This is a genomic window from Xanthomonas sp. NCPPB 2250, from assembly GCF_056725265.1.
In genome coordinates this window covers 2,255,063-2,279,580 of the sequence record NZ_CM161520.1, presented here as the reverse complement: position 1 = coordinate 2,279,580, position 24,518 = coordinate 2,255,063, and the positions used below count along the sequence as shown (strand labels likewise).

General features: G+C 70.8%; 16 protein-coding genes. 10 read left to right on the top strand and 6 right to left on the bottom strand.

The features are described 5' to 3' along the window. Positions 1–136 precede the first annotated feature (136 nt). The 3 genes from AC1PMG_RS09530 to AC1PMG_RS09520 all read left to right on the top strand — a co-directional run bounded on the left by AC1PMG_RS09530 (position 137) and on the right by AC1PMG_RS09520 (position 3,639). Positions 137–1,174, top strand: coding sequence for an agmatine deiminase family protein (locus AC1PMG_RS09530; protein ID WP_284467289.1), 1,038 nt, complete (start codon positions 137–139; stop codon positions 1,172–1,174). 141 nt (positions 1,175–1,315) lie between these two features. Continuing rightward, positions 1,316–2,200, top strand: a complete 885-nt coding sequence (locus AC1PMG_RS09525) for a carbon-nitrogen hydrolase (RefSeq protein WP_152236251.1) — start codon at positions 1,316–1,318, stop codon at positions 2,198–2,200. Between the two features lie 146 nt (positions 2,201–2,346). After that, positions 2,347–3,639: a TraB/GumN family protein gene (locus tag AC1PMG_RS09520; protein ID WP_481111429.1), complete on the top strand. Its 1,293-nt coding sequence runs from the start codon at positions 2,347–2,349 to the stop codon at positions 3,637–3,639. Between the two features lie 132 nt (positions 3,640–3,771). Here AC1PMG_RS09520 and AC1PMG_RS09515 read toward each other — a convergent pair whose 3' ends face one another. Genes AC1PMG_RS09515 through AC1PMG_RS09505 form a run of 3 tightly spaced genes read right to left on the bottom strand, consistent with a single transcriptional unit; the run spans position 3,772 to position 11,479 of the window. Beyond that, entirely contained in the window at positions 3,772–6,858 is a 3,087-nt protein-coding gene (locus AC1PMG_RS09515) for an efflux RND transporter permease subunit (protein WP_481111428.1), read from the bottom strand. Beyond that, complete coding sequence (locus tag AC1PMG_RS09510; protein ID WP_267085216.1) at positions 6,855–10,361, bottom strand: efflux RND transporter permease subunit; 3,507 nt, start codon at positions 10,359–10,361, stop codon at positions 6,855–6,857. The genes AC1PMG_RS09515 and AC1PMG_RS09510 overlap by 4 nt, the downstream gene beginning before the upstream one ends. Continuing rightward, entirely contained in the window at positions 10,361–11,479 is a 1,119-nt protein-coding gene (locus AC1PMG_RS09505; RefSeq protein WP_481111427.1) for an efflux RND transporter periplasmic adaptor subunit, read from the bottom strand. The genes AC1PMG_RS09510 and AC1PMG_RS09505 overlap by 1 nt, the downstream gene beginning before the upstream one ends. Positions 11,480–11,673: 194 nt before the next feature. On the opposite strand from AC1PMG_RS09505, the gene AC1PMG_RS09500 reads away from it, so the two are divergent. Further along, the gene (locus AC1PMG_RS09500; RefSeq protein WP_026143839.1) at positions 11,674–12,057 is read left to right on the top strand and encodes a c-type cytochrome; all 384 of its coding nucleotides are present in this window, start codon (positions 11,674–11,676) and stop codon (positions 12,055–12,057) included. A 7-nt stretch (positions 12,058–12,064) separates the two neighbouring features. Further along, a complete protein-coding gene (locus tag AC1PMG_RS09495) occupies positions 12,065–12,526 on the top strand; it encodes a c-type cytochrome (RefSeq protein ID WP_017911097.1) in 462 nt (153 codons plus the stop codon). 447 nt (positions 12,527–12,973) lie between these two features. On the opposite strand, the gene AC1PMG_RS09490 is transcribed toward AC1PMG_RS09495, so the two are convergent. Further along, a complete protein-coding gene (locus AC1PMG_RS09490) occupies positions 12,974–14,695 on the bottom strand; it encodes a transmembrane repetitive protein (protein ID WP_481111426.1) in 1,722 nt (573 codons plus the stop codon). Between the two features lie 13 nt (positions 14,696–14,708). After that, positions 14,709–15,305: an NfuA family Fe-S biogenesis protein gene (locus AC1PMG_RS09485; protein ID WP_481111425.1), complete on the bottom strand. Its 597-nt coding sequence runs from the start codon at positions 15,303–15,305 to the stop codon at positions 14,709–14,711. An 86-nt stretch (positions 15,306–15,391) separates the two neighbouring features. On the opposite strand from AC1PMG_RS09485, the gene AC1PMG_RS09480 reads away from it, so the two are divergent. The 4 genes from AC1PMG_RS09480 (at position 15,392) to AC1PMG_RS09465 (ending at position 19,021) form a co-directional block, all read left to right on the top strand. Further along, positions 15,392–15,733 (top strand): 4a-hydroxytetrahydrobiopterin dehydratase, encoded by a 342-nt coding sequence (locus AC1PMG_RS09480; protein WP_017910810.1) that lies wholly within the window; start codon positions 15,392–15,394, stop codon positions 15,731–15,733. A 5-nt stretch (positions 15,734–15,738) separates the two neighbouring features. After that, entirely contained in the window at positions 15,739–16,170 is a 432-nt protein-coding gene (locus AC1PMG_RS09475; protein ID WP_481111424.1) for an energy transducer TonB, read from the top strand. Positions 16,171–16,255: 85 nt separating this feature from the next. Beyond that, a complete protein-coding gene (zupT, locus tag AC1PMG_RS09470; protein ID WP_481111423.1) occupies positions 16,256–17,077 on the top strand; it encodes a zinc transporter ZupT in 822 nt (273 codons plus the stop codon). A gap of 126 nt (positions 17,078–17,203) precedes the next feature. Further along, positions 17,204–19,021, top strand: a complete 1,818-nt coding sequence (locus AC1PMG_RS09465; protein WP_481111422.1) for a DUF3300 domain-containing protein — start codon at positions 17,204–17,206, stop codon at positions 19,019–19,021. 51 nt (positions 19,022–19,072) lie between these two features. Here the strand turns inward: AC1PMG_RS09465 and AC1PMG_RS09460 are convergent, their stop codons facing one another. Then, positions 19,073–20,062: an RluA family pseudouridine synthase gene (locus AC1PMG_RS09460; protein WP_481111421.1), complete on the bottom strand. Its 990-nt coding sequence runs from the start codon at positions 20,060–20,062 to the stop codon at positions 19,073–19,075. A gap of 394 nt (positions 20,063–20,456) precedes the next feature. On the opposite strand from AC1PMG_RS09460, the gene AC1PMG_RS09455 reads away from it, so the two are divergent. Then, entirely contained in the window at positions 20,457–23,987 is a 3,531-nt protein-coding gene (locus AC1PMG_RS09455) for an Rne/Rng family ribonuclease (RefSeq protein ID WP_481111420.1), read from the top strand. The last annotated feature ends 531 nt before the right edge of the window (positions 23,988–24,518 follow it).

Below are 24,518 nucleotides of genomic sequence, written 5' to 3'. Positions count from 1 at the left end.
GGCCGAGCACCCCAGCACTGCCGCGTCGCGGCCGCCCAGCCGCGGCGCGGCGCAAAGCTCCCGCGCCTCGCCGGTGCGGGATAGGAACGACACACACCCTGGCGCGATGCCGGGCACAACCTGAGTAGTGGTCGCAATGACTGATCGCCTTCGCCTTCCCGCGGAATGGGAACCCCAGTCCGCCATCCTGATCGCCTGGCCGCATGCCGGCACCGACTGGGCCGAGCGCCTGGCCGAGGTCGAGGAAACCTACATCGCCCTGGTCGCGGCGATCGTGCGCTTCCAGCGGGTGCTGATCTGCGTGGCCGACGCCGACCTGCAAATCTACGCAGAGGCGCGCTTGCGCTCGGCGCGGGTGGACATGCAGCGGGTGCGCTTCGTCGAGGCCGAGTACGACGACACCTGGCTGCGCGATTCCGGCCCGATCACCCTGGCGCGAGCCGGCGGCGGCTTCCAGCTGCTGGACTTCCGCTTCACCGGCTGGGGCGGCAAGTTCCAGGCCAGTCGTGACGACCAGTTGGTGAGCGTGCTGGCCGAGCAGGGCCTGTTCGCCGACAGCGACGTGCGCCGCATCGACTTCGCCCTGGAAGGCGGCGCTATCGACTGCGATGGCGCCGGCACCTTGCTGACCACCTGGCAGTGCCTGCACGAGCGCCACCCGCAGCGCAGCCGCGAATCGCTCAGCCACGACCTGGCCGACTGGCTGGCGCAGCAGCGCGTGCTGTGGCTGGACCACGGCTACCTGGAAGGCGACGACACCGACGCGCACATCGACACTCTCGCCCGCTTCGCCGGGACCGACGCCATCGTCTACCAGGCCTGCGACGACGCCGGCGATTCGCACTACGCCGAGCTGCAGGCGATGGGCGCCGAACTGGCCGCGTTGCGTACCGCAGACGGCGCGCCCTATCGCCTGTTCCCGCTGCCGTGGGCGCAGCCGGTGATCGATCAGGGCCGGCGCCTGGCCGCGTCCTACGCCAACTTCCTGATCGTCAACGGCGCGGTGCTGATGCCGGCCTACGGCGACGCGGCCGATGCGCAGGCGCAGGCGGTGATGGCGCAGGCCTTCCCGCAGCACGAGATCGTGCCGATCCCCTGCCGCGCGCTGATCTGGCAGAACGGCAGCCTGCACTGCATCACCATGCAGCTGCCGGCCGGACTGCTGGCGGACTGAGCCGTCGCGCCTGCGCCGCACGCCGGCGCAGCACCGAGCACCCGCGCCGCCGCCACGCGTGGCGCGGGATTCATCTCCCCGGAACCTGCCGCGCGGCCATCCGCGCTACCATGCCGGTTTACCGCGAACCTTGATTCCGCAATGACCCGAACCACTCTTTCCGTCGCGCTGATCCAGGAGCGCAACCACGGCGACGCCGCGGCGAACCTGGCAGCGATCGAGTCGCGTGTGGCCGAGGCCGCCGCGCAGGGCGCGCAGCTGGTGCTGCTGCAGGAACTGCACAACGGCGCGTACTTCTGCCAGCACGAGTCGGTGGACGAATTCGACCTGGCCGAGCCGATTCCCGGCCCGAGCACCGAGCGCCTGGGTGCGCTGGCCAAGCGCCATGGCGTGGTCTTGGTCGGCTCGCTGTTCGAGCGTCGCGCCGCCGGGCTGTACCACAACACTGCGGTGGTGTTCGAAAAGGACGGCAGCCTGCTGGGCAAGTACCGCAAGATGCACATCCCCGACGATCCGGGCTTCTACGAGAAGTTCTACTTCACCCCGGGCGATCTCGGCTTCACCCCGATCCAGACCTCGGTCGGCCGCCTCGGCGTGCTGGTGTGCTGGGACCAGTGGTACCCGGAAGCGGCGCGACTGATGGCCCTGGCCGGCGCCGAACTGCTGCTGTATCCCACCGCGATCGGCTGGGACCCCAGCGACGAACAGGCCGAGCAGGAACGCCAGCGCGATGCCTGGATCCTCAGCCATCGCGGCCATGCCGTGGCCAACGGCGTGCCGGTGCTGAGCTGCAACCGGGTCGGCCACGAGCCGTCGCCGCTGGGCGCGTCGGGCATCCAGTTCTGGGGCAACAGCCACGTGCTCGGTCCGCAGGGCGAGTTCATCGCCGAGGCCGGTGGCGAGCCGACCGTGCTGGTCTGCGACGTCGACCTGCAGCGCAGCGAGCACGTGCGGCGGATCTGGCCGTTCCTGCGCGATCGCCGCATCGATGCCTACGGCGACCTGCTGAAGCGCTACATCGACTGACCCGCAGCGCCGTGCCGGGTCTTTGCTAGTGCAGCGCCGTTGACTGCGGCGCGGCGCGACCCGGCCGCAGGCGCCCATGCCGATCGCGGCCGATGCCCTCACACCCCCATGCCCGCTGAGCCCCGGCGCTGCCGAGGCGCCCTCCGATGAGTGATGGAATGAACGAACTTTCCCAGGCCGACGGCGACGACGCGCTGTTCGACGGCCAGCCTTACCGCATCGTCGAACGCGATGGCATCCGCTACACCCTGCTCGGCACCGCGCACGTGTCCCTGGCCAGCGTCGCCGCGGTGGAACGGGCGATCGGCAGCGGCCGTTTCGATGCGGTGGCGGTGGAACTGGATCCGCAACGCCTGCAGGCGCTGACCGACCCGGACGCGCTGACCAAGCTGGACCTGGTGCAGGTGATCCGCAAGGGCCGCGTGGCCCTGTTCGCCGCCAACCTGGCGCTGGCCGCCTACCAGCGGCGCCTGGCCGAGCAACTGGGCATCGAGCCCGGCGCCGAACTCAAGCGCGCGGTGTTGCTGGCGCGCGAACGGCAGTTGCCGGTGTACCTGATCGATCGCGAAGTCGGCCTGACCTTCAAGCGCGCCTCCAGCCGGCTCGGCTTCTTCGGCAAGCTGAAACTGGCCAGCGGCCTGCTCGGCGGCCTGTTCGCCTCCGACGAGGTCGGCGAGGCCGAGATCGAGAAGCTCAAGCAGGGCGATATGCTCGAAGCCAGCTTCGGCGACTTCGCCAGCGAAAGCCCGGCGCTGTACGACACCATCATCGCCGAGCGAGACCGCTACATGGCCACGCGCCTGCGCGAGGAACAGGCGCAACAGCGCGCGCTGCCGCTGACCGGCAACGCCGAACCGCTGGATGGCGCGCCGTCGACAGGCGTGCGCGAGGTGCTGGCGGTGGTCGGTGCGGGTCACCTGGCCGGCCTGGCGCGGCACCTGCAGGGCGACCAGGACGACCCGGCGACGCTGCGCAAGGCGCTGGAAGAGGTGCAGACCAAGAAGAAGGTGCCGTGGATCACCCTGACCCTGACCGCGCTGGTGCTGGGCGGCGTGGCCTGGGGCTACTGGCACGGCGGCTTCGCCCTGGGCACCGACCTGCTGCTGCAGTGGGTGCTGTTCACCGGCGGCCTGGCCGGGCTGGGCTGCATCCTGGCCGGCGGGCATCCGCTGAGCGTGATCGCCGGCGCCATCGCCGCGCCGCTGAAGCCGTTCCGCCCGGGCGTGCCGGCCGGGGCGTTCAGCGCCCTGGTCGAAGTGCACATGCGCAAGCCGGCCTATGGCGATTTCCTGGCGTTGCGCGACGATGCGCAGAACCTGCGCGGCTGGTACCGCAACCGCGTCTCGCGGGTGGTGCTGACCTTCCTGCTGACCAACCTGGGCAGCATGCTCGGCGTGTGGCTGGCCGGCTTCCGCATCTTCGGCAAGCTGGCGGGTTGACTACCCGCCGCGCGGCGGCGGCAACTGTCACCGCGCGGATTTCGCCTTTGTGGGAGGGACTTCAGTCCCGACGCCTCAGCGGTACGGCGTCGGGGCTGAAGCCCCTCCCACAGGTCGTCTGAAGCCTCCGGATCAGGACACCATCTGCGCGGCCACGCCGCGACGCTCACGCGCGCGACGCACCAGGTTGGCCACGCCGTTACTCAGATCGTCCAGGATCGCGTAGATGGTCGGCAGGAACAGCAGGCTGACCACGGTCGAGAACGCCAGGCCGCCGGCGATGGCACGCGCCATCGGGTAGTAGGCCGGGCCGTCGCCGAACATCTGCGTGGTGGTCAGCGAGATCGGCACCATCGCCAGGATCGCCGTGCCCATGGTCATCATGATCGGCCGCAGGCGCTCGCGCGAGCCTTCGATCAGCGCCTCGGTGCGGCCCAGGCCGCGCCGGCGCAGATTGTTGATGTGCTCGATCATCACGATGCCGTTGTTCACCACCACGCCCATCAGCACCAGGATGCCGATGAAGGCCATGATCCCGAAGCTGGTGCCGGTGATCCAGAACAGCCAGAACACGCCGAACACCGAGAACAGCACACCGCTCATGATCGCCACCGGGAACAGCAGCGATTCGAACATCGCGGCCATGACCACGTAGATCATCACCAGCGCGATCAGCAGGTTGAACAGCATCTGCTTGCTGGCCTGGTCGTCGTCCTGGCCGTCCGCGCCGTCGAAACTGTAGCGGTAGCCGACCGGGAAGCTGACTGCGTTGAGGGTGTCCTCGATCGCCTGCTTGGCCTCCGGCGCGGTGACCTTGGCGCCGAGGTTGGCGGTGATGGTCAGCGTGGTCTGCCGGTTGGTGCGGGCGATCTGGGTCGCGGCCGCGCGCGGCTGCGTCTCGACCAGGCTCAGCAGCGGCACGCTGCGCCCGTCCTGGGTGCGCACGTTGAAGCTGTCCAGGTCCTCCGGCGAGGTCTGCTCGGCACCGGCGAAGCGCACCCACACCGGCACCTCGTTGTCGCCATGGCGGAACTCGCGCAGCGACGCGCCGCGCAGCGCCAGGCCGACGAAGCTGGCGACCTGCTCGGCGCTGAAGCCGAACGCGGCGGCGCGCTCGCGGTCCACCCGCACCGCCAGTTCGGCGCTGCGATCGCCGCTGTCCACGCGCACGTCGCGCAGTTCCTTGCGCCGCGCCAGCACCGGCACCACGTCGTCGGCGAGCGCGCGCAGCGCCTCGGTGGAATCGCCGACCAGTTGCACCTGCACGGTCTGCCCGCCGCCGTTGCCGCCATCGCCGCCGTTGCTGTTGCCGACGTGGAAATCCACCCGCGCCGAGCGCGGCAGTTCCTTGCGGATGCGTTCCATCAGTGCCGGCAGGTCGCGGACCTGCTTCAGATCGACGGTGAGCGTGGTGCTGCTGCCCTCCTCCTCGCTGAACCAGGAATACACCTGGGTCACGTGGTATTGCGCGCGGCGCGCGTCGATGAAGCGTTCCAGCCGGGTCACTTCCTCGGCCATCTGCTCGCGGGTGTAGGCGCCCTTCCACTGGTAGCCGATGAAGACCTGCTCGCCGCCGTCGCCGCCGAACATGTCCTTCTTGGTCTGCAGCATCGGGATCACGCTCAGCGCGCTGATCAGCACGATCGCGCACACGCTCCAGCCACGGTGCGCCAGCGACCAGGCCAGCACCCGCGCGTAGCGGCGCTGCAGGCGCGGGATCAGCCCGTGCGGGGAATGCACCAGCGCCGGGGTGCGCATGCGCGCCGACAGCATCGGGATCAGACTCACCGCCACCAGCCACGACGCCAGCAGCGACACCGAGATGGTGATGGCGATCTGCGACATGAAGATGCTGATGTTGTTGGTCTCGCCGAACAGGTTCGGCAGGAACACGATGCAGTGGCACAGGGTGCCGGCCGACAGCGCGATGGCGACATTGCGGGTGCCGAGGATGGAAGCGCGCTGCGGCTGGTCCGGCATGCGCTCGCGCTCCTGGTAGATGCTCTCCACCACCACCACCGCGTTGTCCACCAGCATGCCCACCGCCAGCAGCAGGCCCATCATGGTCAGGATGTTGAGGGTGACGCCGGCGAAGTACATGAAGCCCAGGGTGATGGCGAAACAGATCGGGATCGCCAGGGTCACCATCAGCGTCGACGGCCAATGCCGCAGGAAGAAGAACAGCACCGTCACCGACAGCAGCAGGCCGACCGCGCCGGCTTCGGCCAGTTCCGCCAGCGACGAGGTCACCGCCTTGCCCTGGTTGTCGATGACCTTGATCTGCACGTCGCTCAGCGCCGGCTGCTTTCGGATCTGCTCGACCTCGGCCAGCACCGCGCGCGAGACCTCGACCAGATTGGCGCTGCGCTCCTTGAACACGTCCAGGCCCACTGCCGGGCGCCCGTCCAGGCGACGGCCGTAGCTCATCCGGGTCGGCTTCAGCCGCACCTCGGCGATGTCGCCCAGGCGCAGGCCCTTGGCGTCGATGACCAGGTCGCGCAGCTCCTGCAGGTCGCGCAGTTCGCCGACCGGCTGCACCCGCAGGCGCTGGCCGTTGTCGTCGATCTGCCCGGCCGACAGCGAGAAGTTGAGCTTGCCCAGGCGCTCGCTGAGCTGGTTGAGGCTGAGGTTGTGCGCGCTGAGCCGGTCCGGGGCGATGGCGATCTCGACCTCGTTCGGCGGCGCCCCGGACACCGACACCTTGGCCACCCCGGGAATGCGCTCCAGGCGGCGCTTGAACTCGCGGTCGAGCATGTCGTACGCGCCGGTCAGGTCGGCCGCACCGGCCAGCCGCACCTTCAGCACCGGCTGGTCGCTGCTGGACCACTTGAACACGTTGTAGCGCCGCAGGTCGGCCGGCAGGTCGGCACGGATCGCATCGATGCGCTCGCGTGCGTCGGAGGCGGCGATGGCGATGTCGCGATCCCAGTCGGAGAACTCGATGAAGATGTTGGCGCCGTCGGCGGTGGCGGTCGAGCGCATGCGCTTGATCCCGGTCATCGTCGCCAGCGCTTCCTCGGTCGGCCGCACCAGGTTGCGCTCGACCTCGTCCGGGGTCGAGCCGGTGTACGGCAACTGCACGAACAGGAACGGCGCGGAGATGTCCGGCAAGGCCTCCAGCGGCAGGCGGAAGGCGGCGATCAGCCCGACCACCACCAACGACACGAAGCACATGATGGTGGTGACCGGACGACGGATGCTGAACTCGGCGACGCTCATGCCGGTGCGCCCTCGCCGTCCTGCAGGCGCTGCTCGCCGTTTTCGCGTTGCCGCGCGCGGCGCCCACGCTCGGCGTAGTACGCGTCGGCGCGGCGGTCCAGGCGGTCGTAGACCACCGGGATCACCAGCAGGGTCAGCAGCGTGGACACCAGCAGCCCGCCGATCACGGTGATCGCCATCGGCGCGCGCACCTCGGCGCCCTCGCCACTGGCGATCGCCAGCGGCAGGAAGCCGAACAGCGTGCACAGCGTGGTCATCACGATCGGCCGCAACCGCGAGCGCGCGCCTTCGATCAGCGCCGCGCGCTTGGCCACGCCCTCCTCGCGCAACTGATTGACCTTGTCGATCAGGATGATCGCGTTCTTGGTCACCAGGCCCACCAGCAGGATCAGGCCGATGAACACCACCACCGACACCGGCTTGCCGGTCAGCAGCAGCGCCAGCACCGCGCCGACCAGCGCCAGCGGGATGGTGAACAGGATGACGAACGGGTGCAGCAACGACTCGAACTGCGAGGCCATCACCAGGTACACCAGGAACACCGCCAGGCCGAACGCGAACAGCAGCGAGCGCGCCGATTGCGCCAGTTCCTCGCCCTGCCCGCCGATGTGCATGCCGACGCCGGCGCCGAGCGGATCGCGCGCCACCATCTCGCCGACCTCGCGCACCGCCGTGCCCAGGTCGATGTCGCGCAGATTGGCCGAGACGATCGCCACGCGGATCTGGTCGGCGCGGTGGATCTCGCTGGGACCGGTGGTGGCGACCACGTCGGCGACCGCGTCCAGGGTCACCGGCCGGCTGCTGCCCGGATTGACGATCAGCCGGCGGATGCTGTCGACGCTGGCGCGGTCGCTCTGCTGCGCGCGCACCAGCACGTCGATCTTGCGGTCGCGGAAGCTGTAGCGGGTGGCGACGTCGCCGCGCACCTTCTTCACCACCACGTCGGCGATCTGCCGGGTGGTCAGCCCCAGCGCGCCGGCGCGCTCCTGGTCGAAGCGGATCTGGATCTCCGGGAAGCCCTCCTCCACCGTGGATTTTACGTCGGCGAAGTGGCCGTTGCCGCGCAGCAGCGCCGCCAGCTTCTGCCCCGCATGCTGGATGGTCTGCAGATCCTGGCCGCGCAGTTCGATCTCCAGCGGCGTGGAGAAACTGAACAGCTCCGGCCGGCTGAAACCGACCTGCACGCCCGGGTGGTTGCGCATCGTCGCGCGCATGCGCTCGCTCTGCTGCGCCTCGAACTGCGCGCTGCCGCCGCCGGCCATGGCGATGGTCAGCTTGCCGATGTTCTCGCCGCTCTCGGTGGGGTTGGCGTCGAGCCGGGTGCCGCTGCCGCTGACGCCGTACAGCGCCTGCACCCCCGCGTCCTTGCCATGCACTTCCTGCAGTTCGCGCACCAGCGCGTCGGTCTGCCGCAGCGGTGTGCCGGCCGGCAGTTTCACGGTCATCTCGAAGCGGTCCTGCGCCAACTGCGGGATCAGGTCGGCGCCCAGCAGCGGCGCTACCGCCAGGGTCGCGGCGAAGGCCAGCGCCGCCAGCCCCAGCACCCAGCCCGGACGCGCCAACGCGCCCGGCAGCAGCCGCAGATAGCCGCGCTCGGCCAGCGCATACGGCGCCATCGCCACGTCGCTGGCCTTGCGCATCACCGGCGCGACCACCGCCACCGCACCGCGCCACAGCCGCACGACCAACCAGGCCACGCCGAAGAACACCCCACGCACCGCCGCACCTGCGCCGCGCCGGCTCCAGGCCAGCGGCTTCAGCCAGCCGCGCCGCGGCTGCCAGTGCGGCGGCGCCGGTTCCACCGGGAACGCCAGCGGCGCACGGCCCTTCAGCGAGCTGAGCATCGGGATCAGGGTCATCGACACCACCAGCGAGATCGCGATGGCGATCGCCACGGTCAGCGCCTGATCGCGGAACAGTTGCCCGGCCACGCCCTCCACGAACACCAGCGGCAGGAACACCGCGATCGTGGTCAGGGTCGAGGCGACCACCGCCATGCCGACCTCGCGGGTACCGACGATCGCCGCATCCAGCACGCTCAGGCCGCGCTCGCGCGCCTTGGCGATGCTTTCCAGCACCACGATCGAGTCGTCCACCACCAGGCCGGTGGCCAGCGCCAGTCCGCCCAGCGACATCACGTTGAGGCTCAGCCCGAGCCGGTCCATGAAGAAGAACGTGGTCACGATCGACACCGGCAGCGACAGCCCGATCACGAAGGTGCTCCAGCCGTCGCGCAGGAACAGGAAGATGATCAGGATCGCCAGCAGGCCGCCGATCACCGCATCCTTCTTGACGTCGCCGATGGCGTGCTCGATGAAGCGCGACTGGTCTTCCAGCGTGGTCAGCTCGGCATCGGCCGGAATCTGCGCCTGCAGTTGTTCCAGGCGCTTGCGCAGCGCCGCCGCGGTGGCCACGGTGTTGGCGTCGCCTTCCTTGTAGATGGCCAGTTCCACCGCCTCCTTGCCGCCCAGGCGGATGATCGCCTCGCGCTCCTTGTAGCCCTGCCGCACCTGCGCCACGTCCTTGAGCCGGATCGGCATGCCGCCGGCGACGGTGGTGGTCGTGCTGGACGTCGCGCTCTGCGCCGCCGAGGCCGCCGCGATCGCGGCTTCCGAGCCGGTGGAGGCGGCGATCGCGTACATCTGCTGCAGGGCCGCGTCGGCCGCGTTGCCGCCGGCGCCCTGCGTGGTCAGCAACAGATTGCGGATCTCGTCCAGGTCGGCGAACTGGTTGACGGTGCGCACCAGGTAGCGCTGCGTGCCCTGCTCCAGGCGTCCGCCGGAGAGATTGACGTTCTCGTCCTTGAGCCGCGCGATCACCGTGTCGATCGGCATGTTGAGCTGCGCCAGCCGCTGCTGGTCGATATCCACCTGGATCTCGTCCTCCAGGCCGCCGCCGACCTTGACCGCGGCCACACCCGCGACCGGCTCCAGCTTCTTCTTCAGGTCCTCGTCGGCATAGCGGCGCAACTGGGTCAGCGCGCGCACCGCCTCGGCGTCGCTGTGCGCGGCGGTCTTGCTGGACAGCACCAGGCGCATGATCGGTTGGGTGGACGGATTGAAGCGCAGCAGCACCGGCGCCTTGGCCTCCAGCGGCAGCGACAGCGCCTCCATCTTGTCGCGCACCTCCAGGCTGGCCTGGTCCATGTTGGTGCCCCAGGCGAACTCCAGCACCACGTCGCTCTGCCCGGTGCGCGAGACCGACTTGAGCTTGCGCAGGTTCTTGACCACGCCGACCGCTTCTTCGACCGGCTCGGTCACCAGCGTCTCGATCTCCGACGGCGCGGCGCCGGCGTACTCGGTGCGCACGGTCAGGGTCGGATAGCTCAGGTCCGGCAGCAGGTTGACCTTGAGCCCGTGCAGCGCGATCGCGCCGAACAGCAGCATGGTCAGCGTGATCATCGCGATGGTCACGCGGCGGCGGGTGGCGAATTCGACCAGGCCGCCGCCGTGCGCGGCGGCGGGCGCAGGCGGTGCGTGCGCGTCAGAATCGGCGCCGTGCATCAGCGCGCTCCGGCGGTGCTGGCCGGGGCGGCGTCGGCCACCTCGCGCTGCGGCGCGATCACCTGCACGCGGCTGCCGTCGCGCAGCGCGACCTTGCCGGCGGTGACCACCTGGTCGCCGGCCTGCAGGCCCTGGCGAATCTCCACCCACGGCCCTTCGGCATACCCCAGGGTCACCGGCACCCGCGCGACCTTGCCGGCGACCACGCGGAACACCGCCGGCTCGCCATCGTCGAGCAGCGCCAGCCGCGGCACCACCAGCGCATCGGCGCGCTGGTCGTAATCGATGCGGATGCGGCCGAACATGCCCGGCTGCAGCGCTTCCGCCCCTTCGTCGAAGGCGCAGACCACGCGAAAGGTGCCGCTGCCGGCATCCACCACCGGCGCGATGCGGTCGACCCGGCCGCGGAACTGCTTGCCCGGCAGCGCGTCGGCCAGCAGGGTCACCGGCTGCCCGGTCTTGAGCGTGGCCAGTTCGCGCTCGGGCACGTTGAGCGTGGCTTCCAGCCGCGAATCGTCGACGATGCGGAAGATCGGCGTATTGATCTGCACGAAGTTGCCGGTCTTGATCGAGCGCGAGGCGATCACCCCGGAGATCGGCGCCACCACCGTGGCATAGGACAGTTCCAGCGCCGCCAACTGGTGTTGCGCGCGCACGTTGGCCAGGTCGTACTTGATCTGGTCGACGTCGGCGGCGCTGACCAGTTGCTGGCCCACCAGCTGCTGCGAGCGGCGGTAGTTGTTCTCCAGCTTGCGCAGTTGCGCCTCGCTCTGCGCCAGCGCCAGCCGCGCGCGATCCGGGTCCAGCCGCACCAGCGGCTGCCCGGCGCGCACCTGCTGGCCTTCCTCGGCCAGCACCGCCAGGGCCACGCCGGAGGTCTTGGCCACCACCTGCGATTCGGCGCGCGCCTCCAGCGCCGCGGTGCCGCTGTAGCTGGCGGCCACCGCACGGCGGCTGGCCGCTGCCACCTCCACCGGCACCGCCTCCGGCGCCTTCTCGCTGTCGGCGGCCTTGGCCTTGGCCTCCGCGGCCGGCTTGCAGGCGCTCAGCAGCAGCGTGGTGGTGACCAACAGCGCGGCAGCGTAGGTGGCAGTGCGGCGCGTGAGCGGTCGCGTCATCGTCGTGTCCTTGGTGGATGGCGTGAATGGTGTTGTAGATAAGTAGATCACCAATCGACGTCGTGCCGAATGCCCCAAAGGTCACGGGTCGCCCACCACCGCCAGTTTCGAAGCCGCGAAAGGTGAGGCTATACTCGGGCCGTTCCGTGTTCCCCCACGCCGGAACCCCAATCCGTCCTCCGGACCACGAAACCATGCGCACGCAGCCGCTAGCCGCTTGTTTTGCTCTGGCCGTACTCGTTTCTGTTGGGGCCGCCCCGGCCATGGCGCAGACCGCGCCGGCGCCCGCCGCTCCCGCCGCCGCAGCCGCGGCACCCGCGCCTGTTCAGGGCAACGCGGCCAACGGCCGGGTGCTCACCTACACCTGCCAGGGCTGCCACGGCGTCACCGGCTACAAGAACGCCTACCCCAGTTACCGCATCCCCAAGATCGGCGGGCAGTCGGCGCAGTACCTGACCCAGGCGCTGACCGAATACCGGCTCGGCAAGCGCAAGCATCCGACCATGCAGGCCCAGGCGGAAAGCTTCTCCGACCAGGAGATCGCCGACATCGCCGCTTTCCTGTCCACCCTCAAGTAGGCCTCCCATGCCGAACGCCGCGCACGCCTTGCGTCCCGCCCTCGTCCTGCTTGCCGCCCTGTGCCTGGGGGCCTGTTCGCAATCGCAGGTGGAATCCACCAGCAAATCCGCCGGCGACCCCGGCCACGCCAGCGGCGAGCACGGTTCCGGCTCCTCCGCCGGCCTGCCCGGCGGACGCATCGACGCCGGCGACAAGCTGGCTCACGCCAAGGGCAAGGCCACCGGGCAGAGCTGCATCGACTGCCACGGTGCCGACGGCAACGCGCCGATCGACCCGACCTATCCCAAGCTCGGCGGCCAGTACGGCGACTACCTCGCGCACGCGCTGCAGGCCTACCGCGGCGGCACCCGCACGCATCCGCTGATGAGCCCGCAGGCGGCGCAGCTGAGCGACCAGGACATCGCCGACCTGGCGGCCTACTTCGGCTCGCGCAGCAGCCAGTTGCGCGATTTGCACGGCGTGAATTGAGCGGACGACGCGCAGGGGACCTCGCACGCCGCATGACGCGCGCGGTCGCCTGCACCACGCTGCGCTGAGCAGCGCCGACGGGACTGCGCACAGCGCTTGCTCCGGATGCGCCGCCGTCGACGCGTGACCACCTCGCCGCCACTTTCGCGTGGTGCGCAATCCGGTATCGCTCCGACCCTATCCAACGACGCAAGGCACACACGTAGGAGCGGGTTCGGCCGCGATGGGCGTTACCGGTAATGCCCTTCGCTGCTGAAGCCGCTCCTACGAAACAGCACCTCGTGCGCCACGGGTTGTTTGGTGCTGCCTTTCAGTCGCGATGAGCCCTCGCAGGCAACGCCGTGCAGGCTGAAGCCGCCCACTCGGACCAAACCACGCCCGGTCCACGTGTGCCGCAGCTGGTGATGTGCGACGCCCGCATGTCGGAGCGGGCGGGTACACCGCCACTCAGCGACTGCCGTTGTCTTCCTGCAGCTCGCGCTTGAATGGCACGTTCGGCGGCGGCCGCGCGCCAGCCGGCTGCTCGTTGAGATTGGGGTCGGTGATGCTGCAGCCGCCGCCCACCTGCAGGATCGAGACCACGCAGGAGATGCTGCTGGTGGTGCCCGGGATCGGGATCTTCACCGACTTGATGCCGCGCCGCACCCACTCTTCCAGCAGCGTCGCGTTCGGCAGCCAGTACTTGTCGAACGAGGTCGGCGTGTAGTCGTACGGCGGCCGCTTGAGCCATTCCCCGGCCTTTTCGATGCGCTCGCGCGTCCAGGTGTCGGTCTCGGAGCCGGGCGCGCTGCGCGCCGGCGCCTGGTCGTTGCCGCGGCCATCGGCCAGGCGCACGCTGCCGTCGGCATTGAACAGGCCGCCGCCCTTGCTGGCGCCGGCACCGGCATCGCCGGGGCGGTTGCGTGCGGCCGCGCCCCAGTCGTCGCCGCGCTGCGGCGTGGCCCAGCCGCCATCACGTGCGATCGGCGCCGGACCGCTGCCCGGACTCACGGCCTGGCTGCCGGGCGGCGCAGTGCCGGCCGCGGGCGCGGTCGGCTTGGCGGCCGCGTTGGCCGCAGCGCCGGCGGCGGCGGCCGGTGCCGGCTGTGGAGTCGGCACGCTCGTCGGCGTCGTGTCTGGGCTTGCGGCCGGGGCAGCCGCCGGTGCCGGCGTGGGTGCGCTCGCGGTGGCGGTGCTCGGCGTCGGCACTTCGATCTGACGCACCTGCGGCACGTCCGCACTGCGCAACACCGGCGTGGGCGTCGGCGTGCGCAGCTGTGGTGCGGGAACCTCCACCTGCGGCAGCGGTGCCGGCACCTCGCGTTCGCGCACCTGTACCTGCGGTGCGACTGGGCGCGGCACCGCGATGTCGCGCGGCCGCAGTTGCGCCACGGTCGGCACGTCGGTGACCACTTCGACCTCGCGCACCGGCACCTGCACGTCGGGCGGCACCACCGCGCGCGGTGTCGGCACCGGGACACGCACGCTCGGTGGCGGCGGCAGCACGAAGTCGCGCGTGGGCGTCGGCGTTTCGGTCACCTGCAGCGGCTGCTCCGCCGGCGGCGGTGGCGGCGCACTGGCCGTGGTCGGCGCGGGCACCGGCGGGGTCGGAGCCGGCTCCGCGGCCGGTGCAGGCGCGGGCGCTGCAGCGGCCGGCGGCGTCGGGCGCGCACGCGACAAGGCGCGCTGGGCACGCGGTGGCGTCAGCGACGTCGCCTCCGTGGACGCGGCCGCTTCGGCCGGCGCACCGCCACCGCTCTCGGCAGGGGTGCCGCGGCCGACGAATTCCACCTGCACGCGTCCGGCGGCATCGGCATCGGCGCGCGGCGGCAGCCAGCGCACGAACGCCACCCACAGCAGGAAAACCGCGAACAGCAGATGCAGCAGCAGGCTGAGCAGCACGGCGATGCGCCGCCACCAGCGCTGGTCGTACGGCGCCGGATCCCAGTGCTGCCACCACAGGCGGCGGAACGCCTGCCACAGCGGCAAGGCCGGCAGGCGCAGGGTCGCCGGCGGCTGTGCCGGCGGCATCGCCGCGATCAGTTCGGGGGCCGCGAACGGCCGCGGCAGCGCAGGCTGCGCCGCGATCCAGTGCGCCCATGCATACGGCAGGCCGGTGCGGCGATCGCGCAGCAGCTTGCGCGGCGTGCGCGCCAACAACACATCGAGGATGTCGGCGGCGCGCGTCACCGGCAGCGGAACGTCAGGCGGCCGAATCGCGCGGGATGTAGGGAGCGCTGCCGCTGTCGTGGTCGGTGGCGTCGCGCACCGCGGTCACCCCCGGCACGCGGCCCATCAGCGTCTTCTCGATGCCCTGTTTCAAGGTCACGTCGGCCATGCCGCAGCCGTGGCAGCCGCCGCCGAAGCGCAGCAGCACCACGCCGTCGGCGGACACTTCCTGCACCGCCACGCGGCCGCCGTGCTGGGCCAGCTGCGGATTGACCTCGTTCTCCACCACCCAGCGCACCCGCTCCACCAGCGAGGCCGCCTCGCCCGGGGCTTCGCCCTTGATCTTCGGCGCCTTGATGGTGAGCTGCTGGCCGGTGCCCTGGGTGACGTAGTCGATTTCGGCGCCGTCGAGCCACCCGACGCTGTCGGCCGCCACGTACAGGGTGAAGCCGTCGCAGTCGATCGCCCATTCGTCGCCGGCCAGGTCCGCCGGCTCGGCGAACTCCAGCCGCGCATCGGCGCGCGGGGTGCCGGCATCGATCGCGCTCAGGCGCACGCCCATGCCGGGCACGGCCTCGCGTTCGAGCAACTTGCGGAAATGGGCCTGTGCGTTGTCTGAGATCTGGATCATGCGGGTATTCTAGACCCTTCCACGCCCTGCGCTCATCGCGGGCGGTATCTTGACCGGCCCTGTCCGTTCCACCGCAGAGACCTTCCATGAACGACCTGATCCCGCTCGCCCAGGCCCATTGCTCGCCCTGCAAGGGCAGCGAATACAGACTGACCCAGGCGCGCCTGGCCGAACTGCTGCCGCAGGTGCCCGGCTGGGAAGTGGTCGAGAACGGCAACGCGATCAGCCGCACCTTCCGCTTCCCCGACTATTACCGCACCCTGGCCTTCGTCAACGCACTGGCCTGGATCGCGCACCGCGAGGACCACCACCCCGACCTGGGCGTGCACTACGACCGCGTGGTGGTGCGCTATTCCACCCACGACGTCGGTGGTCTCAGCGAGAACGACTTCATCTGCGCCGCCAAGGCCTCCGCTCTTCCGGAATGACCCACATGACCGCTGCCGCCCGCCGTCTGCTCCCCCTGGCCTGCCTGAGCGCCGTGCTGCTCAGCGCCTGCGGCCAATCCCAGCAATCCCAGCAACACACCGTGACCCAGCCCCCGACCGAGGTCGCCGCGGTGAAGACGCCGCCGCCGGACTACCCGATCGACGTGGCCTGCGCCGGCATCGGCGGCACCGTGGTGCTGAAGGTGGTGGTCGGCGTGCAGGGCAGGCCCACCGAAGTGGACGTGGTCACCGGCAGCGGCCAGGCCAAGCTCGACGCCTCGGCGCAGGAGGCCGTGCGCGGCTGGACCTTCAATCCCGCCACCCGCAACGGCCAGGCGGTGCCGTGGACCATCCAGGTGCCGGTCAACTTCAATCCGCCGCAGCCGCGCCCGGACCGTTGCTTCGCGCTGGACGCGCAGGCGCACAAGGCCGGCTGAGCCACGGGCGCGCATCGCGCGCCTTCACGCGACACCCGCACCGCGCCGGGTTTGATCGACGCCTCTTCCTCGGAGCCGCCGGCGCATGCTGGAGATCCCGCTGCACAATGTCCTGGTCGCGCTCGCCGTGACCCTCGGCGCCGGCCTGGCCACCGGCCTGGGCAGCGTGCTGGTGTTGTTCAGCAAGGGACCCAATCCGCGCCTGCTCGCCTTCGGCCTGGCGTTCTCCGCCGGCGCGATGGTGTATGTGTCGCTGACCGAGATCCTCGGCAAGTCGATCGCCGCCTTCAGCGACGCCTTCGATCCGCGGCTGGGCCAGGCTTATGCCACCCTGGCGTTCCTGGCCGGCATGGTGCTGATCGTGGCCATCGACCGATTGGTGCCCAATCCGCACGAAAGCCTCAACAGCCGCGATCCGCTGTTCCGTGACGACAACCGCGCCTACGTCAAGCGCGTCGGCCTGCTCACCGCGGTGGCGATCACTGCGCACAACTTCCCGGAGGGCCTGGCCACCTTCTTCGCGACGCTGGAGAGCCCGGTGGTCGGCATGCCGCTGGCCTTCGCCATCGCCGTGCACAACATCCCCGAGGGCATCGCCATCGCGGTGCCGGTGCATTACGCCACCGGGCGCAAGTCCTATGCCTTCGCCGCCAGCCTGCTGTCCGGCCTGGCAGAGCCGATCGGTGCGCTGATCGGCTACGTCGCGCTGGCGCGCTTTTTGTCCGATGCGGTGTTCGGCGCGGTGTTCGGGCTGATCGCCGGGGTGATGGTGTTCCTGGCCCTGGACGAACTGCTGCCGGCGGCCAAGCGCTACGCGCAGGGGCATGAGACGGTGTACGGCCTGGTCGCAGGCATGGCCGCGCTGGCGCTCAGCCTGGTGCTGTTCCGCCTGTCCGCACCGGTCTGATGGCAGCGGCCGACGCCGGCTGAACGCGCGCTCGCTGGCCTGCACGAGCACGCCGCGCAGAAAGGTCGCAGACACCCAAGGCGGCGCATGCTGCGGCCACCTTCGCCCCGCTCGATGAGGTGTCGCATGGATCTCCGTCCCCTGCCCCCGGCCAGGCTGGCCCTGTTCACCGCACTGAGCGTGGTGGCGCTGGGCGCCTGCCAGCGACAGGACGCGCCCGCCCCCGCGGCCCAGGCCGATGCGCCCGCCCCGGCCGCGGCGCCCGCACCTGCCCCCTACGTGGCGCCGACCGCCGACCAGCTCTATCAACTGGTCGCGCCGATCGCGCTGTTCCCGGACAAGCTGCTGGCGCAGACCCTGGCCGCCTCGGTGTACCCGGACCAGGTGGTGTCCGCGCAGGACTGGCTGCGCAACAACCGTACCCTGTCCGCCACCGACCGCCTGCAGGCGGCCGCGGCGCAGCCCTGGGACCCCAGCGTCAAGGCACTGACCGCCTTCCCCGACGTGGTCGACCAGCTGGCCGGCAACGGCGACTGGACCCGCGCGCTCGGCGACGCCTACGCCCACGATCCCAACCAGGTGCTGGACGCGGTGCAGGTGATGCGCCAGCGCGCGCAGGCGCAGGGCCACCTGCGCAGCACCCCGCAGCAGCGTGTGCAGGTGGTGCAGCGCACCGTGGTGGAGCCGGCGCCGGCCTATGCCGACGCGGTGCCGCCGCCGACCCGCACCATCGTCATCGAACCGGCGCAGCCGGACGTGGTCTACGTGCCGCGCTACGACCCCGACGTGGTCTACGGCGCACCGGTCAACGTCTACCGCGAGTACCGCTATCGCCCGCCGCGCCCCTACTACGACACCGGCGACCTGGTCACCGCCGGCATCATCTCCTTCGGCGTCGGCGTGCTGGTCGGCGACGCGCTCGAACACCACCACCACAGCGTGTTCGGCTGGCTGGAACCGGCGCCGCCGTGGCACAGCTGGGGCTGGAACAATTGGGGGGTGAACTGGAACGCGCCGCCGTCGGCGCCGAACTACGTGGTCTACCGCAACAGCGTGTACGCGCCGCGCACCACCATCATCAACAACCATTACGACAACCGCAGCTACGTGCACAACGACTACCGCGGTGCGCCGCCGCCGGTCGCGCCGATGGGCGGTCCGGGTGGGCAGCAGGCCTTCGCTGCCGCGCGTGCGCCGGGGGCCGCGATGGCCGCCGCGGCGATGGCGGCGCGCACCCCGGCAGCCGCGTTCGGGCCGGCCCGCGCGCAGCCGCCGGCGATGCCGCAGACCATGCCGCACTTCACCAACCAGATGCTGCAGGCCGGCCGTCCGGTCGCGGCGATGCCGCCGCCGGTGCAACGCCTGCCGGCCCCAGGCACGCCGGCGGCCATGGCGGCCGCGCGCGATCCGCGCCTGCTGCCCGACTTCGTCCAGCATGCCGCGGCTCCGCAACGCACCGTGGCGATGGCCCAGCCGAACGCGCCGCGCGCGGCTCCGGCGATGCCGATCCCGCAGTTCCATGGCAGCCCGGTGCCGCAGGCGCTGACGCCCAGCCAGGCGCCGCGCGAGGCCATCGCCAATCGCGGCGGCATGCCGGAAGCGCGCTTTGCCGAACCGCCGCGGCGCGGCGACCCCGGCATGCAGCCGTCCGGCTTCGCCCGCGAGATGGCACGCACGCAGCCGCCGCGCCAGGCGATGCCGAGCGAAGCACCGCGCGCGCAGGCCTGGCATGCGCCGGCGCCCGAGCGCGAGGCGATGCGTGCGCCGATGCCGGAACCGCGCCAGGAGCAGCGTCAGGAACAACGCAAGGAGCAGCGCGTGGCCCGCTTCTCCCCGCCGCCGCGCATGCCCGAGCCGCGGCCGGTCGAGTCGCATCCGGCACAGCAACGGCAGGCCCCCGCCCACCACGACGGGCATCACGACCACGACCACCACGAAAGCTGAGCACGATCCGGGGGCGGCCGCGATGCCGCTCCCGGGTTCAGGAGCCTCGCCTCAGCCGAGGCGGTTCAGCGCGTCGGCCAATTCGTCGGCCAGCGGGGCATTCAATAGATAAGGCGTCTTGCCGTCGTCCAGGCTGAACTCCAGCGAGGCGGCATGCAGGAACAGGCGCTTGAGTCCGATCTGCTCGCGCAGGCGCTTGTTGACCGCCGGATCGCCGTACTTGTCGTCGCCGGCGACCGGATGCCCCAGGTGCTGGGCATGCACGCGGATCTGGTGGGTGCGGCCGGTCTCGATCCGCACCTCGCAATAGGAATGTCCGCCGCGCCGCTCCAGCACCCGGAAGTGGCTCAGCGACGGCTTGCCCGCCGCGTTCACTTGCACGTGGCGCTCGCCGCCCTGGCGCAGGCCGATGTGCAGCGGCGCGTCCACGCTCATGGTGCCATCGGGCATGCGCCCGACCAGCAGGGTCAGGTAGCGCTTGCTGATGCCACGGCCCTGGACCCGGTCGTCCTCGCGCATCAGCGCCTGCAACTCGGTCAGCGCCGAGCGCTTCTTGGCCACGATCAGCAGCCCTGAGGTGTCGCGGTCGAGCCGGTGCACCAGTTCCAGCGACTGATTGGGACGCAGCGCACGCAGCGTCTCGATGGCGCCGAAACTGATCCCGCTGCCGCCATGGCTGGCGACGCCCGAGGGTTTGTTCAGCGCCAGCAGCCGCGCGTCCTCGTAGACGATCGCCGCCTCCAGCCGGGCCATGAACGCATCCGGCGGCGCGCTCTTCTCGCCCTCCTCGCTCAGCCGCACCGGCGGGATGCGCACCTCGTCGCCGGCCTCGAGCTTGCGCTCGGCCTTGGTGCGGCCGCCGTTGACCCGCACCTGGCCGCTGCGCATCAGCTTGTAGATCAGGCTGCGCGGCGCGCCCTTGAGCTGGCCGAGCAGGAAATTGTCTACGCGCTGTCCGGCCCTGTCTTCCGGGACCTTGAGAATGCGCACCGCGCTGGTCGCGACATCGCGCGGCTTTGGAGGGATCGGGGGGGAAGTCATCAGGCAGTTTATTCTGTTACACTCGGGGGGCGAGATAAGGGTTTGATTTCGTTGGAAGTTAGTTGAGGGCCAGAAGCCCGGCTTACGACGATTCCGGCACAGTGCGCGACCACCGCCCCCGGGGCGGCCATGTTAGCGGCTCACCGGCCTGCCCGGCCATCGCCGGATGCCGCAAGCGTCCGCGCTGAACATGCCCCGTGCGGCGCCCAGCCTGGCTGGAGTCGCCGCCGGTCCTGAACCACCTAAAAGCAAGAAGCGCTCCCGCGGCTCGCCGTGGTGTCGTAGCGCTGGAAACCCAAGACGCCCACCCCGCGCCTGCGCGATGGGCGACGAAGCGTGACCAGAAGCGAAACCCCATGGCGTTCCGCGCGGTAGCAGCGCGAGGAACGCAACAATGAAGCGAATGCTGATCAACGCCACGCAGGCAGAAGAACTGCGTGTGGCCATCGTGGACGGCCAGACCCTGTACGACATCGACATCGAGCAGCCGTCCAAGGAACAGAAGAAGTCCAACATCTACAAGGGCCGCATCACCCGGCTCGAACCCTCGCTGGAAGCGGCCTTCGTCGAATACGGCGGCGAGCGCCACGGCTTCCTGCCGCTGAAGGAAATCTCCCGCGATTACTTCCAGGCCGGCGTCGACCACAACAAGGCGACGATCCGCGAACTGCTGCGCGAGGGCCAGGAAGTCGTGGTCCAGGTGGACAAGGAAGAGCGCGGCAACAAGGGCGCGGCCCTGACCACGTTCATCTCCCTGGCCGGCCGCTACATGGTGCTGATGCCGAACTCGCCCAGCGCCGGCGGCGTCTCGCGCCGGATCGAGGGCGAGGACCGTGCCGCGCTGAAGGAAGCGCTGGACAAGCTGAACATCCCCGACGACATGGGCGTGATCATCCGCACCGCCGGCGTCGGCCGCGATGCCGAAGAGCTGCAGTGGGACCTGGACTACCTGCTGCAGGTGTGGAAGTCGATCGCCGAGGCCGCCCTGGCCAAGCCGGCGCCGTTCCTGATCTACCAGGAGTCGCGGCTGATCATCCGCGCCCTGCGCGACTACCTGCGCGCCGACATCGGCGAGATCCTGGTCGACACCGCCGAGATGTACGGCGACGCCCAGGAGTTCATGCAGCAGGTGATGCCGCAGAGCCTGCGCAAGCTCAAGCACTACACCGACGACATCCCGCTGTTCAACCGCTTCCAGATCGAGTCGCAGATCGAGGCCGCCTACGAGCGCAGCGTGCGCCTGCCGTCCGGCGGCTCGATCGTGGTCGACCAGACCGAGGCGCTGACCGCGGTGGACGTCAACTCCTCGCGCGCCACCAAGGGCAGCGACATCGAGGACACCGCGTTCCAGACCAACCTGGAGGCGGCCGAAGAGGTCGCGCGCCAGCTGCGCCTGCGCGACCTCGGCGGCCTGGTGGTCATCGACTTCATCGACATGGCCTCCAACAAGCACCAGCGCGAGGTCGAGAACCGCCTGCAGAACGCGCTCAAGTACGACCGCGCGCGGGTGCAGATCGGCCGCATCTCGCGCTTCGGCCTGCTGGAGATGAGCCGCCAGCGCCTGCGTCCTTCGCTGGGCGAATCCAGCCAGATCGTCTGCCCGCGCTGCGACGGCCACGGCCGCATGCGCAGCGTCGAGTCGCTGTCGCTGTCGATCATTCGCGTCGCCGAAGAGCACGCGATGAAGGAGAACACCGGGCAGGTGCTGGTCCAGGCCCCGGTGGAGATCGCCAACTACCTGCTCAACGAGAAGCGCCGTGCGCTCAGCGAGATCGAGAAGCGCCACGACGCGCCGATCGTGATCGTCGCCGATGAGCAGCTGCACACCCCGCACTACGAAGTGACCCGCCTGCGCGAGAACGAGCTGGGCGAGGAAAGCACCAAGCCCAGCTACCAACGCGGCACACCGCGCAAGCTGCCGGTGCACGCGCTGACCAAGGCGCAGTTGAACATCCCGGCGCCTGCGGTGACCAATGTGAAGCACTCGCAGCCGGCCCCGGTGCGCGAAGTGGTCGAAGAACCGGTGGCCGCGCCGGCACCGGCGCCAGTGGTTGCGCCGGCCCCGGTCGCACCGCCGGCCACCGGCGTGGTCGGCTGGCTGAAGCGCATCTTCGGCGCCGGCGAGAGCCCGGCCCCGGCCCCGGCCGCCGCCGAGCCGGCACAGCGCCAGCGCCCGCAGGACGGCAACCGCAACCGCAACGACCGTGGCGATCGCAGCGACCGCAATGCGCGCCGCGACGGCAACCGCAACGGCGGCCAGGGCGGCAATGCCGCGCGTGGCAACGGCAACAACGGCGGCGGCAACGCGCGCCGCGACGAGCGCCGCGCCGGCAACGGCGCCGCCGCGCCGGGCGGGCAGCAGAACCAGCAGCCCAAGGCGCCGCGCAACGAACAGGCCACGCAGCAGCCCAAGCCGCAGCAGCAGCCGCAACAGCCCAAGCCGCCGAAGCAGCAGCAGCCGCAGAACCCGCCGCGCCAGCCGAAGCCGCAGCAGGATCCGGCACAGGCCGCCGTGCAGGGCGACAAGCCGCCGCGTCAGCCGCGCGCCGAGGAGGCCGTCGCCAGGCAGCAGGCCGCGCCCGCCGCCACCGCACCGGTGACCCCGGTGCAGGACGCCACCACCCTGGCCGCCGCCGCGGTCGCCGGTGGCGCGATCGCCGCGTCGCAGGAACCGGCAGCAGCCGTCGACGCTGCAGCCGCCGCACCGGTACAGCCGGCGCAGACCGCGGCAGCAGCGAGCATCGATGAACGCGAAAGCGCCGCCGAAACCGCGCAGGCCGTGCCCGCCGGCGAAGGCGCCGAGGGCGAGGACGGTACCGGCGATGCCGGTGGCCGCCGCCGTCGTGGCCGTCGCGGTGGCCGCCGCCGTCGCCGTGGCAATGGCGAAGCCGGTGCTGCCGGCGATGCCGCCGGCCTGGACGATGCCGACCTGGATGCCGGCGACAGCGACGGCGAAAGCGCGCCCGCGCCGAGCCGCAGCCAGCCGGAGTTCGACTTCGACGACGACGGCACCACCGATGCCGCTCCGGCCAAGTCGCAGCCGCCCGTGCAGGAAAAGCGCGAGCCGCAGGAGAAGCGCGAGCCGCGTCGCGAGCGTCCGGCTGCTGTCGGTGCACCGGCACCGGCCGACGACGCTGCCCAGGCCCCCGCGCCGATCGCCGCCGACCCCGTGCCTGCGCCGGCCACCGCACCGATGCAGCCGGCCGCCCCTGCCGAGGCCGCGACCGCATCGCCTGCGCCGACCGCGCTGGCCGCTGCAGCCCAGGGCGTCAGCGACGCCGCCGTGGCCCACGCCGACACCGTGGTCGCTGCCGCACCGGTAGCGGCCGCAGTCGCCGAGACCAAGCCGGTCGCGCAGGAAACTGTCGCCATCGAGCGCGCCGCGGCACCGGCCGAACCCGCAACGCCGGCCGTCGCGCCGCAGCCGCAGGCGGTCACCACCGCCGTCGAGCAGCCGACCGCCACCGCGCCGGTCGCCGAGCCGGACGCGGCGGATGCCACGGCCACCGTCGAGGATCCGGCGGGCGTGACCACGCCGGCGGCAACCACCGTCGCGCCGAGCGCAGCGCCGGCCGCCACGCCCACCGCTCCCGCGGAACCGCGTGCGGAAGACGCTGCCCCGGCCAAGCCGGCCTACGCACCGGTGCAGACCACCCTGCTCGACGCCTTCGCCGAGGCACCGGCGGCGGTTCCGCACAGTGGTGAGGCAGTGGCCAAAGCGTCGACCGAGGCCGCATCGGTCACGCCGGCACGCGACGACAGCACAACGTCCGTCGCTGCTCCGGCGACGCCGGCGCAGGCGGAGATCGCGGCTGTGGACGAGGCGGCGCGGAAGGAACGTGCTGCTGCCGCGGCACCGTCCGCAGCGCCTGCGCCGCATGCCGCGGACAAGGCGGACAGCGACGAGCACAAGGATCGCGGCTGATCCCGCCCCTGCCGTTGCAGCATGAAAGAAGCGGCCTTCGGGCCGCTTTTTTTGTGGGCGCCCATCAAGCGCATTCATCGCTACGGCTCAAGACGATCGTCTACACCCGCACTGTCTTTCGCGCGTCCCGTTCGGCGCAGCGGCAGGGGTTTCCCCTCCAAAGCCACGGCAAAACTCGCTTTGCCGTGGCTCAACGAGATACACCATCACCTCGTAGGAGCGGCTTCAGCCGCGACGGGGCTTTCCCGATGCGCCGGTCGCGGCTGAAGCCGCTCCTACGAAAAGACGCGATGCGTGGAGTACGTGCTGCGCGCAAGGCGGCGACAGAAGTGTCTTGAAGGCACGCCACCACATGCACGTCCGCGTCGTTGTGCGCTCGCTGCAGTCGCTAGTGATGCATCGCGCAGAGCACGCAGTCCCTAGTCCACCACTTTCACCAAGTGATGCCGCGGCGGCGCCCAGCCACTCATATGGCGGCACGCGCCAATGCCGCTGCGTCGGGATACCCGCGGACGCGCGTTCGCAATCGAT